Annotated in this window: 14 protein-coding genes, 2 tRNA genes, 3 rRNA genes and 1 other annotated feature; all 19 genes read right to left on the reverse strand. The window is 42.5% G+C overall.

Features of this window, described 5'->3' with window-relative positions:
- Nucleotides 1-21: 21 nt before the first annotated feature.
- The 19 genes from rrf to rsmG all read right to left on the reverse strand — a co-directional run bounded on the left by rrf (nucleotide 22) and on the right by rsmG (nucleotide 20,364).
- Nucleotides 22-137: ribosomal RNA gene (gene rrf / locus AWM76_RS00110) — 5S ribosomal RNA — on the reverse strand.
- An 87-nt stretch (nucleotides 138-224) separates the two neighbouring features.
- Nucleotides 225-3,127: ribosomal RNA gene (locus AWM76_RS00115) — 23S ribosomal RNA — on the reverse strand.
- A gap of 184 nt (nucleotides 3,128-3,311) precedes the next feature.
- Nucleotides 3,312-3,384, reverse strand: a tRNA-Ala gene (locus AWM76_RS00120).
- 46 nt (nucleotides 3,385-3,430) lie between these two features.
- A tRNA-Ile gene (locus AWM76_RS00125) sits at nucleotides 3,431-3,504 on the reverse strand.
- A 94-nt stretch (nucleotides 3,505-3,598) separates the two neighbouring features.
- A 16S ribosomal RNA gene (locus AWM76_RS00130) occupies nucleotides 3,599-5,148 on the reverse strand.
- Together the 16S, 23S and 5S rRNA genes with 2 tRNA genes alongside form the textbook arrangement of a ribosomal RNA operon.
- Nucleotides 5,149-5,612: 464 nt before the next feature.
- The gene (msrA, locus tag AWM76_RS00135; protein WP_003142973.1) at nucleotides 5,613-6,140 is read right to left on the reverse strand and encodes a peptide-methionine (S)-S-oxide reductase MsrA; all 528 of its coding nucleotides are present in this window, start codon (nucleotides 6,138-6,140) and stop codon (nucleotides 5,613-5,615) included.
- Between the two features lie 55 nt (nucleotides 6,141-6,195).
- Entirely contained in the window at nucleotides 6,196-7,503 is a 1,308-nt protein-coding gene (gene serS, locus AWM76_RS00140) for a serine--tRNA ligase (protein WP_003142972.1), read from the reverse strand.
- 62 nt (nucleotides 7,504-7,565) lie between these two features.
- Nucleotides 7,566-7,808 (reverse strand) — a binding site (T-box leader).
- Between the two features lie 415 nt (nucleotides 7,809-8,223).
- Nucleotides 8,224-9,633, reverse strand: a complete 1,410-nt coding sequence (locus tag AWM76_RS00145; RefSeq protein ID WP_003142970.1) for a D-alanyl-D-alanine carboxypeptidase family protein — start codon at nucleotides 9,631-9,633, stop codon at nucleotides 8,224-8,226.
- A complete protein-coding gene (locus AWM76_RS00150) occupies nucleotides 9,634-10,785 on the reverse strand; it encodes a sensor histidine kinase (protein ID WP_003142969.1) in 1,152 nt (383 codons plus the stop codon).
- A gap of 164 nt (nucleotides 10,786-10,949) precedes the next feature.
- The gene (locus AWM76_RS00155) at nucleotides 10,950-11,633 is read right to left on the reverse strand and encodes a response regulator transcription factor (RefSeq protein WP_003142967.1); all 684 of its coding nucleotides are present in this window, start codon (nucleotides 11,631-11,633) and stop codon (nucleotides 10,950-10,952) included.
- A gap of 213 nt (nucleotides 11,634-11,846) precedes the next feature.
- Nucleotides 11,847-13,331, reverse strand: coding sequence for an IMP dehydrogenase (gene guaB / locus AWM76_RS00160; RefSeq protein WP_102950039.1), 1,485 nt, complete (start codon nucleotides 13,329-13,331; stop codon nucleotides 11,847-11,849).
- 405 nt (nucleotides 13,332-13,736) lie between these two features.
- The gene (locus tag AWM76_RS00165) at nucleotides 13,737-14,249 is read right to left on the reverse strand and encodes a thioredoxin domain-containing protein (RefSeq protein WP_003142962.1); all 513 of its coding nucleotides are present in this window, start codon (nucleotides 14,247-14,249) and stop codon (nucleotides 13,737-13,739) included.
- A 26-nt stretch (nucleotides 14,250-14,275) separates the two neighbouring features.
- Complete coding sequence (locus AWM76_RS00170; protein ID WP_003142960.1) at nucleotides 14,276-15,361, reverse strand: thioredoxin domain-containing protein; 1,086 nt, start codon at nucleotides 15,359-15,361, stop codon at nucleotides 14,276-14,278.
- 121 nt (nucleotides 15,362-15,482) lie between these two features.
- A complete protein-coding gene (locus AWM76_RS00175) occupies nucleotides 15,483-16,229 on the reverse strand; it encodes a DUF1129 domain-containing protein (RefSeq protein WP_003142958.1) in 747 nt (248 codons plus the stop codon).
- A gap of 32 nt (nucleotides 16,230-16,261) precedes the next feature.
- Complete coding sequence (ychF, locus tag AWM76_RS00180; protein ID WP_003142957.1) at nucleotides 16,262-17,356, reverse strand: redox-regulated ATPase YchF; 1,095 nt, start codon at nucleotides 17,354-17,356, stop codon at nucleotides 16,262-16,264.
- 119 nt (nucleotides 17,357-17,475) lie between these two features.
- Nucleotides 17,476-17,655 carry a DUF951 domain-containing protein gene (locus tag AWM76_RS00185; protein ID WP_034258036.1) on the reverse strand — a complete coding sequence of 60 codons (180 nt, stop codon included), beginning with the start codon at nucleotides 17,653-17,655 and terminating at the stop codon, nucleotides 17,476-17,478.
- A 32-nt stretch (nucleotides 17,656-17,687) separates the two neighbouring features.
- Nucleotides 17,688-18,671, reverse strand: a complete 984-nt coding sequence (locus AWM76_RS00190) for a ParB/RepB/Spo0J family partition protein (RefSeq protein WP_003142952.1) — start codon at nucleotides 18,669-18,671, stop codon at nucleotides 17,688-17,690.
- Entirely contained in the window at nucleotides 18,652-19,428 is a 777-nt protein-coding gene (locus AWM76_RS00195; RefSeq protein WP_003142950.1) for a ParA family protein, read from the reverse strand. Before AWM76_RS00195 ends, AWM76_RS00190 begins: the two co-directional genes overlap by 20 nt.
- Nucleotides 19,429-19,647: 219 nt before the next feature.
- Nucleotides 19,648-20,364 (reverse strand): 16S rRNA (guanine(527)-N(7))-methyltransferase RsmG, encoded by a 717-nt coding sequence (gene rsmG / locus AWM76_RS00200; protein ID WP_003142948.1) that lies wholly within the window; start codon nucleotides 20,362-20,364, stop codon nucleotides 19,648-19,650.
- Nucleotides 20,365-20,538: the final 174 nt, after the last annotated feature.

Raw genomic sequence — 20,538 nt, forward strand, 5'->3', positions numbered from 1 at the left:
AGCTACTGGTTTTTTCATCTTGCATGGCGACGTCCTAGTCTCACAGGGGGCAACCCCCAACTACATTCGGCGCTAAGAAGCTTAACTTCTGTGTTCGAGATGGGAACAGGTGTGACCTTCTTGCCATCGTCACCACACAATACTTAATGTGTTTATGAGCATTTTGTTCGCTCAAAACTGAATCTGTAAGTCGTCTACCATTCCATCATACAATCTTATATCCATTGGATAAGTCCTCGACCGATTAGTACTAGTCCGCTCCATACATCGCTGCACTTCCACTTCTAGCCTATCTACCTGATCGTCTCTCAGGGGTCTTACTATCTTAAAGATATGGGAAATCTCATCTTGAGGAGGGCTTCACGCTTAGATGCTTTCAGCGTTTATCCCATCCACACATAGCTACCCAGCGATGCTCTTGGCAGAACAACTGGTACACCAGCGGTGTGTCCATCCCGGTCCTCTCGTACTAAGGACAGCTCCTCTCAAATTTCCAACGCCCGCGACGGATAGGGACCGAACTGTCTCACGACGTTCTGAACCCAGCTCGCGTACCGCTTTAATGGGCGAACAGCCCAACCCTTGGGACCGACTTCAGCCCCAGGATGCGATGAGCCGACATCGAGGTGCCAAACCTCCCCGTCGATGTGAACTCTTGGGGGAGATAAGCCTGTTATCCCCAGGGTAGCTTTTATCCGTTGAGCGATGGCCCTTCCATGCGGAACCACCGGATCACTAAGCCCGACTTTCGTCCCTGCTCGACTTGTAGGTCTCGCAGTCAAGCTCCCTTCTGCCTTTACACTCTACGAATGATTTCCAACCATTCTGAGGGAACCTTTGGGCGCCTCCGTTACATTTTAGGAGGCGACCGCCCCAGTCAAACTGCCCGACTGACACTGTCTCCCGACCGGATTACGGTCGCGGGTTAGAGTGGCCATGTCACAAGGGTAGTATCCCACCAGCGCCTCCACCGAAACTAGCGTTCCGGCTTCAATGGCTCCTACCTATCCTGTACATGTCACACAGACACTCAATATCAACCTGCAGTAAAGCTCCATGGGGTCTTTCCGTCCTGTCGCGGGTAACCAGCATCTTCACTGGTACTACAATTTCACCGAGTCTCTCGTTGAGACAGTGCCCAAATCGTTACGCCTTTCGTGCGGGTCAGAACTTACCTGACAAGGAATTTCGCTACCTTAGGACCGTTATAGTTACGGCCGCCGTTTACTGGGGCTTCAATTCGTACCTTCGCTAATGCTAAGCACTCCTCTTAACCTTCCAGCACCGGGCAGGCGTCAGCCCCTATACGTCATCTTTCGATTTTGCAGAGACCTGTGTTTTTGATAAACAGTCGCTTGGGCCTATTCACTGCGGCTGACCAATGGTCAGCACCCCTTCTCCCGAAGTTACGGGGTTATTTTGCCGAGTTCCTTAACGAGAGTTCGCTCGCTCACCTTAGGATGCTCTCCTCGACTACCTGTGTCGGTTTGCGGTACGGGTTGTTTGTATCTAACTAGAAACTTTTCTTGGCAGTGTGACGTCAGCAGCTTCGGTACTATATTTCCCTCCTCATCACAGCTTGTCTTTAACACGAAGCATTTCACTCTGTGTCAGACTCACTGCTTGAACACGAATCCAATAACGTGCTCTGCTTAGCCTCCTGCGTCCTTCCTTTGGTCAAACAATACAAACAAGTACAGGAATCTCAACCTGTTGTCCATCGCCTACACCTTTCGGTCTCGGCTTAGGTCCCGACTAACCCTGGGAGGACGAGCCTTCCCCAGGAAACCTTAGTCATACGGTGGACGGGATTCTCACCCGTCTTTCGCTACTCATACCGGCATTCTCACTTCTAAGCGCTCCACAAGTCCTCTCGATCTTGCTTCTCTGCCCTTAGAACGCTCTCCTACCATATCCATGCGGATATCCACAGCTTCGGTGTTCAGTTTAGCCCCGGTACATTTTCGGCGCAGGGTCACTCGACTAGTGAGCTATTACGCACTCTTTAAATGATGGCTGCTTCTAAGCCAACATCCTAGTTGTCTAAGCAACCCCACATCCTTTTCCACTTAACTGAAACTTTGGGACCTTAGCTGGTGGTCTGGGCTGTTTCCCTTTCAACTACGGATCTTATCACTCGCAGTTTGACTCCCGGATTAAAATATTTGGCATTCGGAGTTTATCAGATTTCGGTAATCCTAGATGGACCCCTAGATCAAACAGTGCTCTACCTCCAATATTCATCATCCGAGGCTAGCCCTAAAGCTATTTCGGAGAGAACCAGCTATCTCCAAGTTCGATTGGAATTTCTCCGCTACCCACACGTCATCCCCGCCTTTTTCAACAGACGTGGGTTCGGGCCTCCAGTGCGTTTTACCGCACCTTCACCCTGCACATGGGTAGGTCACTTGGTTTCGGGTATACGACTACATACTCGACGCCCTATTCAGACTCGCTTTCGCTATGGCTCCGTTTCTTCAACTTAACCTTGCATGCAATCGTAACTCGCCGGTCCGTTCTACAAAAAGTACGCCATCACCCATTAACGGGCTCTGACTGCTTGTAAGCGCACGGTTTCAGGTACTATTTCACTCCCCTTCCGGGGTGCTTTTCACCTTTCCCTCACGGTACTGGTTCACTATCGGTCACTAGGGAGTATTTAGCCTTGGGAGATGGTCCTCCCGGATTCCGACGGAATTACACGTGTTCCGCCGTACTCAGGATACAGACTAGCGTTATTGATCTTTCGTCTACGGGATTGTCACCCTCTGTGATTGGCCTTCCCATGCCATTCGACTAAATCTTTAACTACATTTCGTCTGTCCTACAACCCCAAAGAGCAAGCTCTTTGGTTTGGGCTCTTTCCGTTTCGCTCGCCGCTACTCAGGAAATCGAATTTTCTTTCTCTTCCTACAGGTAATGAGATGTTTCAGTTCCCTGCGTCTTCCTCTCAAACTACTATGTATTCGTAGCTGAGTAATTGCCTATCAAAGCAATTGGGTTCCCCCATTCGGAAATCTCCGGATCAAAGCTTACTTACAGCTCCCCGAAGCATATCGGTGTTAGTCCCGTCCTTCATCGGCTCCTAGTGCCAAGGCATCCACCGTGCGCCCTTATTCACTTAACCATTGGTTAAGTTGTATGATTCGCGAAAAGTAATTTGCTTACTTTTATTGGTTTTTTACTCTTGGTAAAATTGGAATTTCTTATATTAATTATCTCCTGGTAGAAAATAATTAAATAAGAGGTTTATTACTTACAGTATTCAGTTTTCAAAGAACAAAATGGCAACCTAATTTTAATGGTTGCTATGGAGAATAGCGGGATCGAACCGCTGACCTCCTGCGTGCAAAGCAGGCGCTCTCCCAGCTGAGCTAATCCCCCATGGCTGGATATATTTATATATGTATTACTTATTCCATTTCTGGAATGGGCCTGAATGGACTCGAACCATCGACCTCCCGCTTATCAGGCGGACGCTCTAACCAGCTGAGCTACAGGCCCGATTGGCTTCCATTACTATAAAAATATAGTATAGACCTCTCAAAACTAAACAAAGAAGAATTGAACCTATTGTGTATTCCGTTATATTCCTTAGAAAGGAGGTGATCCAGCCGCACCTTCCGATACGGCTACCTTGTTACGACTTCACCCCAATCATCTGTCCCACCTTCGGCGGCTGGCTCCATAAAGGTTACCTCACCGACTTCGGGTGTTACAAACTCTCGTGGTGTGACGGGCGGTGTGTACAAGACCCGGGAACGTATTCACCGTGGCGTGCTGATCCACGATTACTAGCGATTCCGGCTTCATGCAGGCGAGTTGCAGCCTGCAATCCGAACTGAGAATGGCTTTAAGAGATTTGCTTGCCCTCGCGGGTTTGCGACTCGTTGTACCATCCATTGTAGCACGTGTGTAGCCCAAGTCATAAGGGGCATGCTGATTTGACGTCATCCCCACCTTCCTCCGGTTTGTCACCGGCAGTCTCATTAGAGTGCCCAACTAAATGCTGGCAACTAATAATAGGGGTTGCGCTCGTTGCGGGACTTAACCCAACATCTCACGACACGAGCTGACGACAACCATGCACCACCTGTCACTTTGTCCCCGAAGGGAAAACCCTATCTCTAGGGTGGTCAAAGGATGTCAAGACTTGGTAAGGTTCTTCGCGTTGCTTCGAATTAAACCACATGCTCCACCGCTTGTGCGGGTCCCCGTCAATTCCTTTGAGTTTCAACCTTGCGGTCGTACTCCCCAGGCGGAGTGCTTAATGCGTTAACTGCGGCACTGAAGGGCGGAAACCCTCCAACACCTAGCACTCATCGTTTACGGCGTGGACTACCAGGGTATCTAATCCTGTTTGCTCCCCACGCTTTCGAGCCTCAGTGTCAGTAACAGACCAGAATGTCGCCTTCGCCACTGGTGTTCTTCCATATATCTACGCATTCCACCGCTACACATGGAGTTCCACATTCCTCTTCTGTACTCAAGTTTCCCAGTTTCCAATGACCCTCCACGGTTAAGCCGTGGGCTTTCACATCAGACTTAAGAAACCACCTGCGCTCCCTTTACGCCCAATAAATCCGGACAACGCTTGCCACCTACGTATTACCGCGGCTGCTGGCACGTAGTTAGCCGTGGCTTTCTGATAAGATACCGTCAAGACTGTAGCAGTTACTCTACAATTTGTTCTTCTCTTATAACAGAGTTTTACGACCCGAAGGCCTTCTTCACTCACGCGGCATTGCTCCGTCAGGCTTTCGCCCATTGCGGAAGATTCCCTACTGCTGCCTCCCGTAGGAGTTTGGGCCGTGTCTCAGTCCCAATGTGGCCGATCACCCTCTCAGGTCGGCTATGCATCATCGTCTTGGTAGGCCATTACCCCACCAACTAACTAATGCACCGCAAGGTCATCTATAAGTGACAGCAGAGCCGTCTTTCAATCTTCTTCCATGCGGAAGAAGATATTATGCGGTATTAGCACCCGTTTCCGAATGTTATCCCCCGCTTATAGGTAGATTCCTTACGTGTTACTCACCCGTTCGCCGCTAACGTCAGAAGTGCAAGCACTTCATCTGTTCGCTCGACTTGCATGTATTAGGCATGCCGCCAGCGTTCGTCCTGAGCCAGGATCAAACTCTCATGAAAGATTTTCATGAGCTTGATTGCTCATTAAAGTTTGCTGACTTATTTATAGTAGTTCTCACTACTTTTAATTGTTGGAATCAAATGATTCCATACACAATTTTTGGTTTGTCTTCTTTGTTCAGTTTTCAAAGGTCTATTTCGTCGCCCTTATGACAACTATTTAATAGTATCACGAGTTTAACTGGAAGTCAACAACTCTTTAAAAGTTATTTAAAATGTTGTTTTCTCGGTTATTGTTACGTTGTAACGCAACTATTAGATATTACCATGTTCAGCTGGTTGAAGTCAACAATTTTTTCAAAATATTTTCTTCAATGTTTCAACAGAAACAATAATAACGTCTGAAAAATATAGTACCATCTTTCACAATTCTTGTAAACCTATTTTTCGTATTTCTTCAAAAAATAAAAGACCCTAGATAATATACCCAGGATCTTCTTATTTCGATTAGTAGGAATCAGCGATTAAGCTTCTTCCCAACTATCTTTGATGAATGTTTTACGACCAGATAATTCACTATAACGTTTATAGTGGGCTGGATTCTTTTTGTAGAATTGTTGATGGTAATCTTCTGCTGGCCAGAAAGTTGTTGCTTTCGTGATTTGTGTTAGAACTGGTTTGTTAAAACGACCACTCGCATCTAAAGCTGCTTTAGATGCCATTGCTGCTTTAGCCTGTTCTTCGCTGTTCACAAAGATTTCTGGTCGATAAGAATCCCCACGATCAACAAATTGCCCCATTGCATCTGTTGGGTCTGTTTGTTGCCAATAAATATCTAGCAATTCTGAATAGCTTATTTTTTCATTATCAAATTCAATCTCAACTGCTTCTGTATGACCGGTTGTGCCCGAGCAAACTTCTTCATATGTAGGATTTTCTTTGTGGCCGCCAGTGTATCCTGATGTCACTTTTTCAATACCATCCATTTCTTCGAATGGTTGAACCATACACCAAAAACATCCGCCGGCAAATACTGCTGTTTCTTTAGACATCCTAATTGCCCCTTTCGTTAAATTTAAAAAATTAATCCCCCTCTATTGTATTACATTATTTTAATTTTGAAACGCCAGAAGCATTTTCTTTTGTAATTTCTTTAATACCACCCATGTAAGGTACTAACGCTTCAGGGATTGTTACTGAACCATCTGCGTTTTGATAGTTTTCTAAAATAGCTGTTACTGTACGCCCAACTGCTAAGCCAGAACCATTTAATGTATGCACATATTCAGGTTTACCGTTTGCGTTACGGAAACGGATTAAAGCACGACGCGCTTGGAAGGCTTCAGTGTTTGAACATGAAGAAATTTCACGGTATGTTTCTTGCGCTGGTACCCATACTTCTAAGTCATAAGTTTTAGCAGCTGAGAACCCCATATCACCAGTAGATAATGTCATTACACGATATGGTAAGTTTAATTTTTGTAGGATATTTTCGGCATTTGCAACCATTTTTTCTAATTCGTCATAAGAATCTTCTGGGCGCGCGAATTTTACCATTTCAACTTTTTGGAATTGGTGCAAACGAATCAAACCACGAGTATCACGACCAGCTGATCCTGCTTCTGAACGGAAACTTGGAGACATTGCTGTGAAGTAGATTGGTAAATTTTCACCTGGAATGATTTCATTTGCAAAATAATTGGTTAAAGGTACTTCGGCTGTTGGAATCAATGTTAGGTGACGGTCTTCATTCGTTGTTGAGAAGACATCTTCTGTAAATTTAGGGAATTGACCAGTACCGTACATAGCGTTCTCGTTCACTAAGTAAGGAGGGATGATTTCTTCGTATCCCTCTTCTTGGTGTTGGTCTAACATAAAGTTATAAACAGCACGCTCTAAACGGGCACCTAAACCGCGGTAGTAAAGGAAGCGGGCACCTGAAACTTTAGCACCACGTTCAAAGTCTAAAATACCTAATGCTTCACCAATTTCGTAGTGCGCTTTTGGTTGAAAATCGAACTCAGGGGCTTGGCTCCATCGTCGCACTTCAACGTTGTCATCTTCATCGGCACCAACTGGTACTGAATCATGTGGTAAGTTTGGTAAACGATCCATAATGTAAGTCACTTGCTCATCCAATTTAGCAAGTCTTTTGTCTAAAACAAGGATTTCTTCGCCTACTTCTTTCATGCGGGCAATTTTATCATCCGCATTTTCTTTGTTGCGGCGTAATAAGCCAATTTCATCAGAAACGGCATTACGTTCCGCTTTTAAAGTTTCTGTTTGAGAAATCACCTCACGGCGTTGGCCGTCTAAATCAATTAATTTCTCTAATTCATCTTTTGCAACCCCACGGCTAGCGTATTTTTCCGCAGTCGCATCAAAGTTGTCTCTTAATAATTTAATATCAATCATTTCGTTTTCCTCCTATATATAAATAAGTAAATAAAAAAGCTATTCCGGTCTTCCAAAAAATTGGAAGGGACGAAATAGCTTGAAGCTCATATATTATTGCGCGGTGCCACCCTACTTTAAGACACAGAAATACCATGTCTTACGCTCATTAGATAACGGCTAACCCGGCTCTACTTAATTAGGATTAAATCCTCATATTCGTAGTCAGTGATTGTGTGGATTCATATCGCTTAATTACCTGCTTTCACCTACCGCAAGCTCTCTAGAAATCAGCCTATATTACTATTCACAATCGATACTTTTCTTATATTGCCTCCATTATATATTTGAAGCAATTAAAAGTCAATTGCGCCAAATTAGGTGCTCATAAATTCGTTTAGACTTGTGCAGAGCTAGAAAAAAAGCCATTTATAGATAGTTGGAACTTTCCCCTGTGCCTACCACTTCAGTTATGCAAAATTAAGCAACACTCAAATCTACGTTGCTTGGTACAACACACCCCTATAAAGTCACAAATACGCTTCTCTAGAACAAATACGCTTCTCTAGACACGTATAAAAGCCATGACAAGACATCATGACTTTAGCGAAAAAAATATGATTTTTTTCAACCAGTGTTGTTCAAGCCTGTAGAAAAAACGAAGTGTGTCCGTCTCTAGATAAATTTATAAATCATTTGAGCAATACGATGTATTTCATTTCTTGAAAATCTATACGGTTGTTAACTAAAAACGCCTTGGATATCTTCCATCCAGCCTTTAAACAGATCTTCCATGATGCGTGCCACTTGTACAACAATGCTGACCTTGTCGACATCTTCTGCTGGTACAATGGCATTTGACATATCCAATTGGTTAAAGAGACTTTCATCGAAGTTCACCGTCGTATTGAAGGTATTAATTGATTGGTCCACTGACAATGGCGCTGTCAGCGCTAAGTTCCCTACAGCGTTATATTGGAAGGCTGCATCATAAGTTGTAGTCGAATTATTTTCTAAATCATAATTATCAGGTAAGAAAAGGGCATTCGTTTTGGCATAGTTCAGATCTACGCCACTAACGACACCTTGGTAAATAGCTACATCATCAGCAGGCAACCAAGGGGCACCTTCTTCATAAAGGGTAGTATAAGCAAGGTTTTCTTGTAGGGCAGTCAGTAATGTGCCTGTATTTACATACCGTTCATCTTCTGTTTCAGCACCTAAGGTCACAAGCATGATGTCGCGGCCATCGATTTGACTCATGATGATAATACAACGACCGGCAATAGATTCAGTTCCAGTTTTAAGACCAGACACGTCGTCACGTTCGTAGGCATTGCCTGGTAAAAACAGGTTGGTGCTCTCTAAAGTATAAGTCTCCGTATCCGATACTTGGAATTCTTTTGAAGTGACATTAGACCGTTCTAAAACATCCGGATATTCATTGACGATTTCACGGGCCACAAACAAGATATCTCGGGCCTGCATCATATTTTCTTGGTCAATTGAGTACGGTGACGCTGAACCATCAGTTGTGGTTAACCATGAACCGGCTAAACCTGAAGCGGTATATAATTCGAAGTCTTTGATGCCTAATTCGGTTAATTTGTCATCCATCATTTCCACAAAAGATTGCTCTGAGCCGGCAATATATTCAGCCAAGGCAACTACGGCTGCATTCCCTGACCCAATCACAGCAGCATCAATTAAAGCATCCACTGTATAATAATCAGTTGATTCTTCTAATGGTACATTAGATAAACCAGCCGCTACGGAAAGCTCTGAAACTGCCTCTGAGACAGGCACTTTACTGTCAAAAGACAAATTTCCTGCTGCAATTTCATCATAGACAACAAACAAGGCAATTAACTTAGTCAATGAAGCAATCCCGTGTAAATCGGCCCCATTTTGGTCATATAAAATTTGGCCAGATTCACTATCAATGACCATCGCGGCATCGATATTCAACTCGTAATTTGTCGCAATTTCTTCTGAAAATTCTGCTACCGTACCACTTGTTGCCTCACTCGCTTGACTAGTGTCTACAGTCGTATTTTCAGTTGCTAACACAGCCATCGGTACTTGGGCCAAATTGAGGCCTAACAAGGCAACCAATGCTGTGGTCAAAACTTTTGTCAACTTATTCTTCACTTATATTCGCTCCATTTCTACATGATCCTCTAAATCTTCAAAGCGATTAGGAATAGTAAAAATGAACCGTGTCCCTCTATGGTCCGACTCCGCGTGAATTTCACCACGGTGCAGTTCAATAATCGATTGCGTAATCGCTAACCCCAAACCACTACCCGTCTGCGGCTCAGTTCGAGATTTATCCCCCCGATAAAATCTCTGGAATAGGTCCTTCAGTTGCCCCTTGGGAATCTTAGCGCCGTCATTTTCAACGACAAACTTGGTCTTTTCTTGGTCTTGATAGATTGAAATCCTGATATACTTACCCTTTCCACCATATTTAAAGGCATTGGTAAATAAATTGGAAAAAATACGTACAAATTTTTCTGGGTCAATATCGACTAGGATATTGTCATCCGGTTCGGCCACAATTTGAAATTCACGGCCGGCTTTATTGGCCTCTAATTCAAATTCTACCGTAATTTGTTCTACCATACGGACCACATTGATCCGGTTAATAGCCAACTTAGTATCCACTTGTTTGACCTTAGTATATTCAAACAAATCTTCAGTCATCCGTTGCATTTGAACGGCCTTATCGTAAGCAATATTGATATACTTCATAGCCTTTTCTGGGTCTTTCAACCCTTCCTGCTTCAATAAGGTCAAGTAACCAATCACGGAAGTAAGCGGCGTCCGAATGTCATGACTCATATTGGTTATCAAGTCATCCTTAGACTGTTCAATCCGCCGCTCTTCTTCCCGCGCTTTAACAGTGGAGTCGACCAAACGATTAATCGAATCTACAACCGGCTGCATCCCATTCAACTCGGAAGTAGAAATCTTATGATGGTAGTTTCCTTGCGAAATATAGTGCAGCTCTTCAAGCACATAGCCCAATTGAACCGCCCGTAGCCGCCGGTAAATCCGCCAGCCAACAAAGGAAACACTCATCACCAAGTAAACCACGGTTAGAGACAGAAAGAAATTTTGTTGAAATTGTGGATGGACAAAAAAAGAGCCAGGATATGTCCGTAACAAGACTGAATAATTGGTTTCATAAACCGTGATCAACACGAACATTAACCCAAAATACAGTATGACCAATATCGCTAGCCACACAATCGCTTCAAAAAAAAGCTCTGTATGCATTCTACTTTTCTTCTTTTGCAAGAGCGCACCTTCTAACTATTACTGTCATTGAACTATTAACTACCTAACCGACTAACTGGCTACTATAAAAATGTAAAAAAGACTAGGTGCGTTGATACCAATATCGCATTCCCCAGCCTTACTGAACATTCGCCGTGATACCAGACGCTTTCTATACTTAGCGCTTAGGCTGTAATTTTATAACCTACACCCCAAACAGTTGAGATTACCTTGTCCCCACCTGTAGCTTCACCGATCTTATCACGCAAATGGCTCACGTGGACCATAACAGTCTTCGCTGATACCACAGACTCTTGCTGCCATACACGTTCAAAAATCTCGTCAGCAGAGAATACGTTATTTGGATTACTAGCTAGTAAGTATAATATACCAAATTCTAGCGCAGTTAGTTGAATTTGTTGACCATCTGTTGTCTTTACCTCATGAGAATTTTTGTTAATTACAAGCGGGCCAACTTCAATCGTTGCTGAATCATCGCCAGCTGTAGAAGCACGACGCAATAAAGACTTGATACGAGCCATCACTTCAAGCGGGTTAAAGGGTTTTGTCACATAATCATCCGCACCAGTCGTTAAACCAGAAATCTTGTCCATATCAGACGATTTAGCAGATAATAGTAAAATTGGCATATCCACATCACGTTTCCGTAACTCCTTAATCACCGTAATCCCATCCTTACCAGGCATCATAATATCCAACACCATCATCGCAATATCAGGATTCTCAGCAATTTTCTTCAAGGCCTCATCCCCATCAAAAGCCTGGATTACCTCGTAGTCTTCATTTGTAGCATATATAGTTAATAATTCAACGATTTCCTTATCGTCATCAGTAATTAAAATTTTCATTAGGTTATCCTCCGAACTCTATAATCTCTCTATCTTATTTTAACAAACCCCAACCACATAAGTCCTATATTTCTATTTAAAAGTAGTTAAGAATGCCTTAAGACTTGATATCACAAGCTTTTTCGACCTATTTTAAAGATTTTTCCATTGAAAAAGGACAAGCGCAGTCATGCTGACCCACTTGCCCTCGGAATATTTTCATCTTTAAATCGATTAGCCTCTTGAATAGTTTGGCGCTTCTTTAGTGATTTGTACATCATGCGGATGCGATTCGATTAAACCAGCACCTGTCATGCGAATAAATTGTGCATGTTGACGTAAGTCTTCAACTGTTGCAGCACCGCAATAGCCCATACCTGATTCAATACCACCAAGTAATTGGAAGATAATACCTGAAACTGAACCCTTATAAGCAACGCGTCCTTCGATGCCTTCAGGCACTAATTTGTTGGCTTCGTTGACTTCACCTTGGAAGTAACGGTCCGCAGAACCCTTTTTCATAGCCCCTAATGAACCCATACCACGGTAAGTTTTAAATTGACGTCCTTGGAAGATTTCTAATTCCCCAGGTGCTTCGTCAGTACCCGCTAACATTGATCCTAACATCACTGCATGGCCACCAGCCGCTAAAGCTTTGACAATATCACCTGAGAATTTGATCCCACCATCCGCAATAATGGTCTTGCCGTATTCGTTGGCTACACTAGCCGCGTCATATACCGCTGTGATTTGTGGTACCCCAACACCTGCAACCACACGTGTTGTACAAATTGAACCAGGCCCAATCCCTACTTTAACCACGTCTACACCTGCTTCATATAAAGCACGCGTACCTTCAGCTGTCGCTACATTTCCAGCGATTAAAGTAGCTTCTGGGAACTCTTGGCGAATTTGTGCAATTTTACGTAAAACCCCTGCAGAGTGACCATGTGCAGTATCGATTACAATCGCATCTGCACCTGCTTCAAGTAAAGCAGCCACACGTTCAAATGTATCTGAAGTAACCCCAACTGCCGCACCCACAATCAAACGACCTTTTGCGTCTTTAGCAGAATTTGGATAGTCTGTTACCCGTTCAATATCTTTAATGGTGACTAAGCCAGTTAAACGGCCTTGGTCATCAACTAGTAATAATTTCTCTATACGGTTTTCGTATAAGATATGGCTTGCTTCTTCTAAAGAAGTCCCTTGTGGTGCAACCACTAAGTCATCCTTAGTCATGACATTTTCAATGGCTTGGTCATGATTTTCCAAGAAACGGATGTCACGGTTTGTTAAGATCCCCAACAATTTGTGGTCTTCTTCATTGTTGATGATGGGTACACCAGAAATCCGGTAACGACCCATCAATGCCACTGCTTCTTTCACAGAAGATTCAGGGAATAAGTAGAATGGATCTGAAATGACACCTGATTCTGAACGCTTCACCTTACGTACTTCATCCGCTTGTTGGGCAATTGTCATGTTTTTGTGAATAATACCAAGTCCACCTTGGCGTGCCATAGCGATGGCCATGCTCGCATCCGTTACAGTATCCATTGAAGCTGAAAGGATTGGAATATTTAATTTCAAGTTGGGTGCCAACTGTACGCCTAAGTCTACCTCGTTAGGCAACACCTCTGAATGTGCTGGCAATAGTAAGACATCATCAAATGTTAAGCCCTCTTTAGCGAACTTGTTTTCCCATGCAGTAGTCATTGTCATTCATTCCCCTTTTCTGTATAAAATTGATTTTTACTATCCTACCACCATACACCAACAAGGTCAACCTTATATTTCGTAAATAAATGGATTTTTTTTATATATTAAAGATATAGTTCGCTTTTTATTTGTTTGAAAAAGGAATATGTGGTTTTAAAAACTTGTATCAAATTTTAACGTTCGGAAATCGGCTAGAGGCATCATCTCTTCTTTTACCTAGATATATTTACCTTATACCTATAGCAAAAACCATTGTTAACAAGACCCCTATAAACCTATGACACAATGACATACTTTTTCAACATACAAATCCAATATTTATACGACACAAAAAGCCGTGACATTAAGTCACGACCTTTGATTGATTATTCGTATAAGTTTGCCAGGGAAAAATCAAAACACTTAGATTCTTTCCATTATGGCTTGTTTGAAGGCTTCTGGGTCTACTGTTTCAACGAAGGCATGGTCTTCGATGAAAATCGTTGGCACCGCGTCAACACCGACTGCTTGTGCTTCTTCAAATACGCGGGCTGCCAGTTCGCTATTGTCTTGTTGCACACGTCCTTGTTGGGCTAAATAGGCTTCAACTTTATCAAGATCTAGACGCGCCCAGTCATTTTGCGAACGAAGGTATTGGTTTGCCACAGTATAGGCTGCTTCTTGGTTGTCGTAGTCGATGTAATCATGGACCAGATTACCTTTCTGTAGACGCGGACTGGTTTTATCATAGTGCTTCAAAATCCGTTGCACCTGCCCTGTTTGAATTAATGGATCTAGGAAGAAGGCGAATTGCTCCTGATAATTTAAGGCATCCGGACAAGCGAGGTTGTAGTATTCAACGACTTTAACCTTAGCTGTATCTTTTCCAAGTTTAATCGCATCTTGATAGGTGATTTTATCTGTTTGAAAGGTCATTTAAATGCCTCCTTATTATTTTTTCCTTACTGGGCAATTTGTTCGTCTAAGTAATCGATTAATTCAGCTGCTGCATTTGGCCCCACAAAAGCTTTGTCATTATTTACGACGATTGTTGGGGTTGCTGTACCGCCAAGCGCTTCAAATTCAGCTTTAACGACATCGTTTTGCAGGCGGTTGCCTTGGTATTGGTAAGATAGTGTTTCAATAGCATAGTCTACGATGCCACCAAAGTCTGTCGTTTTCCATTCACCATGACGGGCGAAGATTTCTTTGAATTGTTTGTAGGCTTTTTCTTGGTCCTTATAGTCTACAAAGCGGTTAATTACTTCCCCTTTAGCTAAGCCAGCCTTATCGATATCAACGTGTTTGATAACCCGTTGAATCTTTCCTTCATCCGCTAAGACTTCTAATTTTTCAGACACGGCGTCTTCAAAGTTTTTAGACCCTTGGCAACGGAAGTTGATGTATTCTGTCACCTTAATCGGCGCATCATCCTGGCCGTATTTAATAGCCCGTTTATCCGTAACCTTGTCTAAATCTAGTTTTTCGGCCCCGAAATCATAGTCTTCTGTTGCAGTAGCTGTTTGGTAAGCAGCGTTAAACCATTCGCGGATAGTCTCGTTGTCTTCGTGCTCATCAAAGGCTTGGCCAAATACATAGGCAGTTGGCACTGTTTTGGCGCCTACTTCAACCGCTTCAGCTTTAATGGCTTCTTGGGTATCATCGTTGTCTTGTTTGGTGTAACCTAATTGGTTTTCAGCATATGCTGCTACACCCGCTTCGTCTAATTCCGTCCATTCTTGACGAGTCGCAAACATCTCTGTTAGCTGCTTAAAGGCATTTTCCGGGTCATCGTAAGTCAGGTAACTATGCATTACATTCCCTTTACGCAAGTGACCAGTTGGGCGGTCTAAGGGCTTCACAATATATTGTACTTTGCCCGCTTCAACGAATTCTTGAATAATCGCCGTATTTTGTTGTTCGAATTTCCGTGAAAAAGGACATTCTACGTTTAAGTAGGCATATAGTTTTACCGGTGCGTCTGCTTTCCCGTAACGAAATCCTAGGTCATCTGAAACTATTGAGAAATCAATATTTGTTGCATCCATTTTATTACACGTCCTTTGTACTTTTAATACCCTTATCTTAACGAAGTTTCCTCGTCATGCCAAAAATATCAACTCGAAGCCATCAAAAAAGCCTGCCAGAATAACTGACAGACGCATGTTTTTAGAATAAGGTATTTTGTACTTTGAATTCGCGTTTAAACCACCATCTGCCGGCTAAACCTAGGACTGCTAGGGCTAGGTAAGCGAATACTGGTAATTCTGGGTTAATACCCGCTGGCAGAAATTCAGTTAGGGAAATGAGTAAGATCCAAGCTAATAGAACAGCTACTGAAATCAAGATGTAGCGCATAGTGCCGCGTTCTTTCTTCGGTTTAGACATATCTGGTTGATTTGTTGTCAGAACTGCCATTGCTAGCCCCCCAACAATAAAGTTCAAGATCAAGGTGAATAAACCAGCTGGGCCTGATGAGGCATTTTCTGAACCGATTAATAAGGTCAATCCAGAAATACCCGCGAATACACCACCAATTAATAAGCCACCTTCAACCCAGTAGTGCCAGAACGGGCTGTCGCCTGCTTGAACTGCCCCATTATCGTCGTTAGGGTTTTGGTGTAGTTCTTGGGCGTAAGTTGTTGGTGTGCCGTATAATTGTTTGGCAGTAACCCCTTTGTCTTGCTCTTCAATAAGAGTATGCAACATTTGATTTTCTTTTAAGTCGATATCACCATCGTAACCCAAAGCATTGATTTCATTCATAAATTTGATCATAAATTCTTGGTTACGTTTGGTTAAACCCGCGTATAGGCCTTCGCGTTCGTCTTTGATGCGTTGGCGGGTTGCTTTTTCAGCCGCTTCACGTTCAGCTTGAATTTCAGCTCTCGATTTTTTCTCATTTCCTAATGCCATTGTTGGTCAAATCTCCTTTTGCCTGAATGATCTTAAACGTTAAATCTAAATAGTAAGATATCGCCATCTTTCACAACGTAGTCCTTACCTTCAGAACGGTAGCGACCTGCTTCTTTGGCTGCTTTTTCACTACCATAAGTCAGTAAATCTTCATAAGATAAGGTTTCTGCACGGATAAAGCCTTTTTCAAAGTCTGAGTGAATGACGCCCGCTGCTTGTGGGGCTTTCATGCCCTTTTTGAAGGTCCAAGCGCGTACTTCTTGTTCACCGGCAGTAAAGTAAGTTTCAAGACCTAATAAAGTGTAAGCGCGTTGGATTAAACGGTCTAATCCAGATACTTCCATCCCCAAGTCTTCCATGAACATTTCACGGTCTTCATCATCCAATGACGCCAATTCTTCTTCGATTTGCGCTGAAACAATTACCACTTCAGCATCCTCTTCACTTGCAATACCGCGTACGATTTCAACATAGTCGTTACCAGTTGCTGCATCATCCTCGTTTACGTTCGCTACGTATAAGATTGGTTTTGTTGTCAAAAGGAACATGCGGTCAATAAATGGCTGTTCTTCTTCAGTAAAAGTCACTGTTCGAGCTGATTTACCAGCTTCAAGCACTTCTTTTACCTTAGCTAGAGCGTTTGCTTCAACGATTGCATCATGGTCTTTTGATTTAGCCATTTTTACTGCTTTTTCGTAGCGTTTATTGACTGTTTCTAAGTCAGATAAGATTAACTCTAGGTTAATTGTTTCAATATCGTCAGCGGGATCTACTTTTCCAGAAACATGGGTGATATTCCCATCTTCAAAGCAACGAACCACGTGGATAATCGCATCTACTTCGCGAATATTGGCTAAGAATTTGTTTCCTAAACCTTCACCCTTACTTGCCCCTTTAACAATTCCGGCAATATCCGTAAATTCAAAAGTTGTTGGGACAGTTTTCTTTGGTACGTAGAATTCAGTAAGTGTTTGTAGACGGCTATCTGGTACCTCTACAACCCCCACATTCGGGTCGATTGTTGCAAAGGGATAGTTTGCGGCTTCTACTTGAGATTTTGTGATTGCATTAAATAAGGTAGATTTTCCAACGTTTGGTAATCCTACGATTCCGGCAGTTAAGGCCATTTCTTCACGCTACTTTCTTTATTAAGGGTATTTTTTCTTTATTTCTATCATTATAAGTCATTCTGATAATTGAAAACTCGAACACATCAGACCAATATAGGCAAAACGGGTGTTAATCCCTAGTTATTGTCTGCTGGTTGAATGATTTTTTTCATTTTCTTTTCAAATTCACGTCGTGGCATCATGACAGATTGGCCACAACCTTGGCATTTAATGCGGATATCCGCACCTAAACGAATGATTTTCCAGGCATTTTCACCACACGGGTGTTGTTTTTTCATTTGCACGATATCGTGCATGCCATATTCTTTGTCTCCCAAGACATACACCTCTAATCTTCAAATTTAATATTCAAAATATCTAGAATACGGGTTAAATCTTCTTCAGAAAGGTATTCGATTTCGATTTTGCCACGTTTTCCGCGATTATTGATTTGGACATTCGTCCCAAATTTATCCATTAACCGGTCTTCGCTTTCACGGATATAAGGTGGCACGACTTCTTTCTTGTCGCCGTCTTTTTTAATATCCTTGTCCGCTGGCTGGTTTAAGGCTTGCACCATTTTCTCCAATTGGCGAACGGTAATGCCTTCTGCAACAACCTTCTTAGCTAAACTTGATTGGTCTTTTTTTGATTTTAACCCTAAAATAGTCCGGGCTTGACCTGCTGATAAGGCACCTGATTGCACTAGGGCTTTGATATCGTCACTCAAACCTAGTAAACGTAAATGGTTGGTAATATAAGTTCTGGATTTCCCAAGGCGTTTAGCAGCTTCATCTTGCGTAATGGCTAAAACATCAATCAATTGTTGGTAAGCCATAGCTTCTTCTAGAGCTGTTAGGTCTTCACGTTGTAAGTTCTCGATGATAGACGCTTCGATCATCTGTTCATCAGAAAATTCACGTACAATGGCTGGAACGGTCGTTAAACCGGCGATTTTAGACGCACGAAAACGACGTTCACCAGCAATAATTTCATACCCTTTCACCGCAGATTTACGTAGGGTAATCGGCTGAAAAATGCCTTGCTCTTGAATAGATTTGGCCAAGTCGTTCAAGGCCTCTTCATCAAATTGATGTCGGGGTTGGTAAGGGTTTGGACGGATATCTTCAACACTGATCTCCTGCACCATTTTGTCAGTCGCAGGGGCTTCAATAGTCGCTTCACTTGCAGTTTGCTTACTTGTTTCAGCTGTATCTTTTACGTCAACTTGCTCTTGGTCTGTCTCATCCTGGGTAAAAAGTGTTTCGCCACCAAAAAAGGCATCAATCCCACGGCCAAGTCCCTTATTCTGCTTATTTGTTTGTTTCGCCATTATTTTCTAGCACTTCCTTTGCCAATTCCAGATACACTTCAGCGCCACGTGAACGAATATCATAATCAATGATGGATTGTCCATATGATGGTGCTTCAGACAAGCGCACATTTCGCGGAATCAAGGTCGTATACACTGCTTGACCAAAGTACTTCCGGACTTCTTCTACAACTTCGTTCGATAAGTTTGTTCTTGCATCATACATTGTCATTAAAACACCTTCAATTTTTAAGCTTGCATTGAAGTGTTTTTGAACTAATTGGATTGTGTTCAATAATTGACTTAATCCTTCTAAGGCGTAGTATTCACTTTGTACTGGAATCAATACAGAATCAGCACTGGTGAAGGCATTGATTGTCAAGTGACCTAGTGAAGGCGGACAGTCAATGAAGATATAGTCATAGTCATTTCTAATTGGTTGGATGGCTTCTTTCATCTTCTGTTCACGGTGGGAGATGCTGGTTAACTCAACCTCAGCCCCTGCCAATGAAATTGTTGCCGGTACAACAGAAAGGTTCTCGCGTGATGAAGATACTACCGCATCTTTTACGGCAACTTCGTTAATCAACACGTCATAGATGCTGTTTTCAACAGAACCTTTAGCAATCCCTAGACCACTCGTCGCATTCCCTTGCGCATCACTATCGATTAATAAAATTTTCTTTCCTTGATAGGCAAGTGCGGATGCTAAGTTGACAGTTGTTGTTGTCTTCCCGACACCACCTTTTTGATTGGCGACTGCGATTACTTTACCCATTTTCTAACCCCCTGCGTTGTATACATCATTTTCAATAAAAAAGGAACGGAATGCGTTTCCGTTCCTTTCGCATTCATTCAAAATAGTTTGGCCTATTTTTCGCAATATTATGCTTGTCATGTCGTTTATTCTTTACCATTGTACCAAAAAAGCCTCTATATTGTTTAAAGAATTCTATTATCAAATAAAATACTTTTGCTGCGTATAGCTTTCTCTTAACTATAATGGACTTTTCGCTGGTTTTCCTGGCTTACGCGGATATTTATTTGGTGTTTCTTTTGGTTTTTCAATTCGTAGAATATGACGTTCGCCTGCTTCAGCTGGTAAGTCAAATTGAATATCTTCCACAAACTTACCACCTAAAATAGCAATGGCATGTTTGGCTTCTTCAATTTCATCGTCTGATTTTTGAGCTTTCATAGCTAGAAATTGGCCGTCCTTTTTCACTAAAGGTAGACAAAATTCCGCTAATAAGTTCAAGCGGGCTACTGCTCTAGCTGTTGCAAAGTCGAATTGGTCGCGGAATTGTGGGTTTTGACCAAAGATTTCAGCGCGATCGTGGTAGGCATGCACACCTTCTAAACCAAGTTCATTCACCACTTCATTGATAAAGTTGATGCGTTTATTCAATGAATCAACGATGGTGATGTCTAAGTTTGGCAAGGCAATTTTCAATGGGATACTTGGGAAACCAGCTCCTGAACCCACATCTACCAAGCGATATTCCTGATCAGCCATCTCTACATGCATGGCTACAGTCAGCGAATCATAGAAATGCTTCAAATACACTTCTTCTAATGCCGTAATCGCTGTTAAATTGATTTTCTCATTCCATTCAACTAATAACTCGAAATAGCGGTTAAATTGTGCCATTTGTTGGTCATTTAGTTGGATCCCCGCTTCAGCGAGGCTACTTTTAAATTGTTCTGGATTCATAATCGTCTACTTTCTATATTGAATTCTGAGGGTATTGAAGACTTGGTCTAATGGTTTCCCATTCTTTCATTTCAGTTACATGGAAAATAACACGTTCTAGTATATGAATACGCCTTTTCCGTTCAATTTCCAATGTTTTCTCAATCAAATTATAGCATAGCCCGCTTTTTAAAA

The organism is Aerococcus viridans (assembly GCF_001543285.1).
Lineage (GTDB): Bacteria > Bacillota > Bacilli > Lactobacillales > Aerococcaceae > Aerococcus > Aerococcus viridans.

Bases quoted from the DNA above. Each gene is read 5' to 3' on its own strand.
- msrA (WP_003142973.1), bottom strand. From the start codon at position 6,140: ATGTCTAAAGAAACAGCAGTATTTGCCGGCGGATGTTTTTGGTGTATG.
- serS (WP_003142972.1), bottom strand. From the start codon at position 7,503: ATGATTGATATTAAATTATTAAGAGACAACTTTGATGCGACTGCGGAA.
- AWM76_RS00155 (WP_003142967.1), bottom strand. From the start codon at position 11,633: ATGAAAATTTTAATTACTGATGACGATAAGGAAATCGTTGAATTATTA.
- guaB (WP_102950039.1), bottom strand. From the start codon at position 13,331: ATGACTACTGCATGGGAAAACAAGTTCGCTAAAGAGGGCTTAACATTT.
- AWM76_RS00165 (WP_003142962.1), bottom strand. From the start codon at position 14,249: ATGACCTTTCAAACAGATAAAATCACCTATCAAGATGCGATTAAACTT.
- AWM76_RS00170 (WP_003142960.1), bottom strand. From the start codon at position 15,361: ATGGATGCAACAAATATTGATTTCTCAATAGTTTCAGATGACCTAGGA.
- AWM76_RS00175 (WP_003142958.1), bottom strand. From the start codon at position 16,229: ATGGCATTAGGAAATGAGAAAAAATCGAGAGCTGAAATTCAAGCTGAA.
- ychF (WP_003142957.1), bottom strand. From the start codon at position 17,356: ATGGCCTTAACTGCCGGAATCGTAGGATTACCAAACGTTGGAAAATCT.
- AWM76_RS00185 (WP_034258036.1), bottom strand. From the start codon at position 17,655: ATGCACGATATCGTGCAAATGAAAAAACAACACCCGTGTGGTGAAAAT.
- AWM76_RS00190 (WP_003142952.1), bottom strand. From the start codon at position 18,671: ATGGCGAAACAAACAAATAAGCAGAATAAGGGACTTGGCCGTGGGATT.
- AWM76_RS00195 (WP_003142950.1), bottom strand. From the start codon at position 19,428: ATGGGTAAAGTAATCGCAGTCGCCAATCAAAAAGGTGGTGTCGGGAAG.
- rsmG (WP_003142948.1), bottom strand. From the start codon at position 20,364: ATGAATCCAGAACAATTTAAAAGTAGCCTCGCTGAAGCGGGGATCCAA.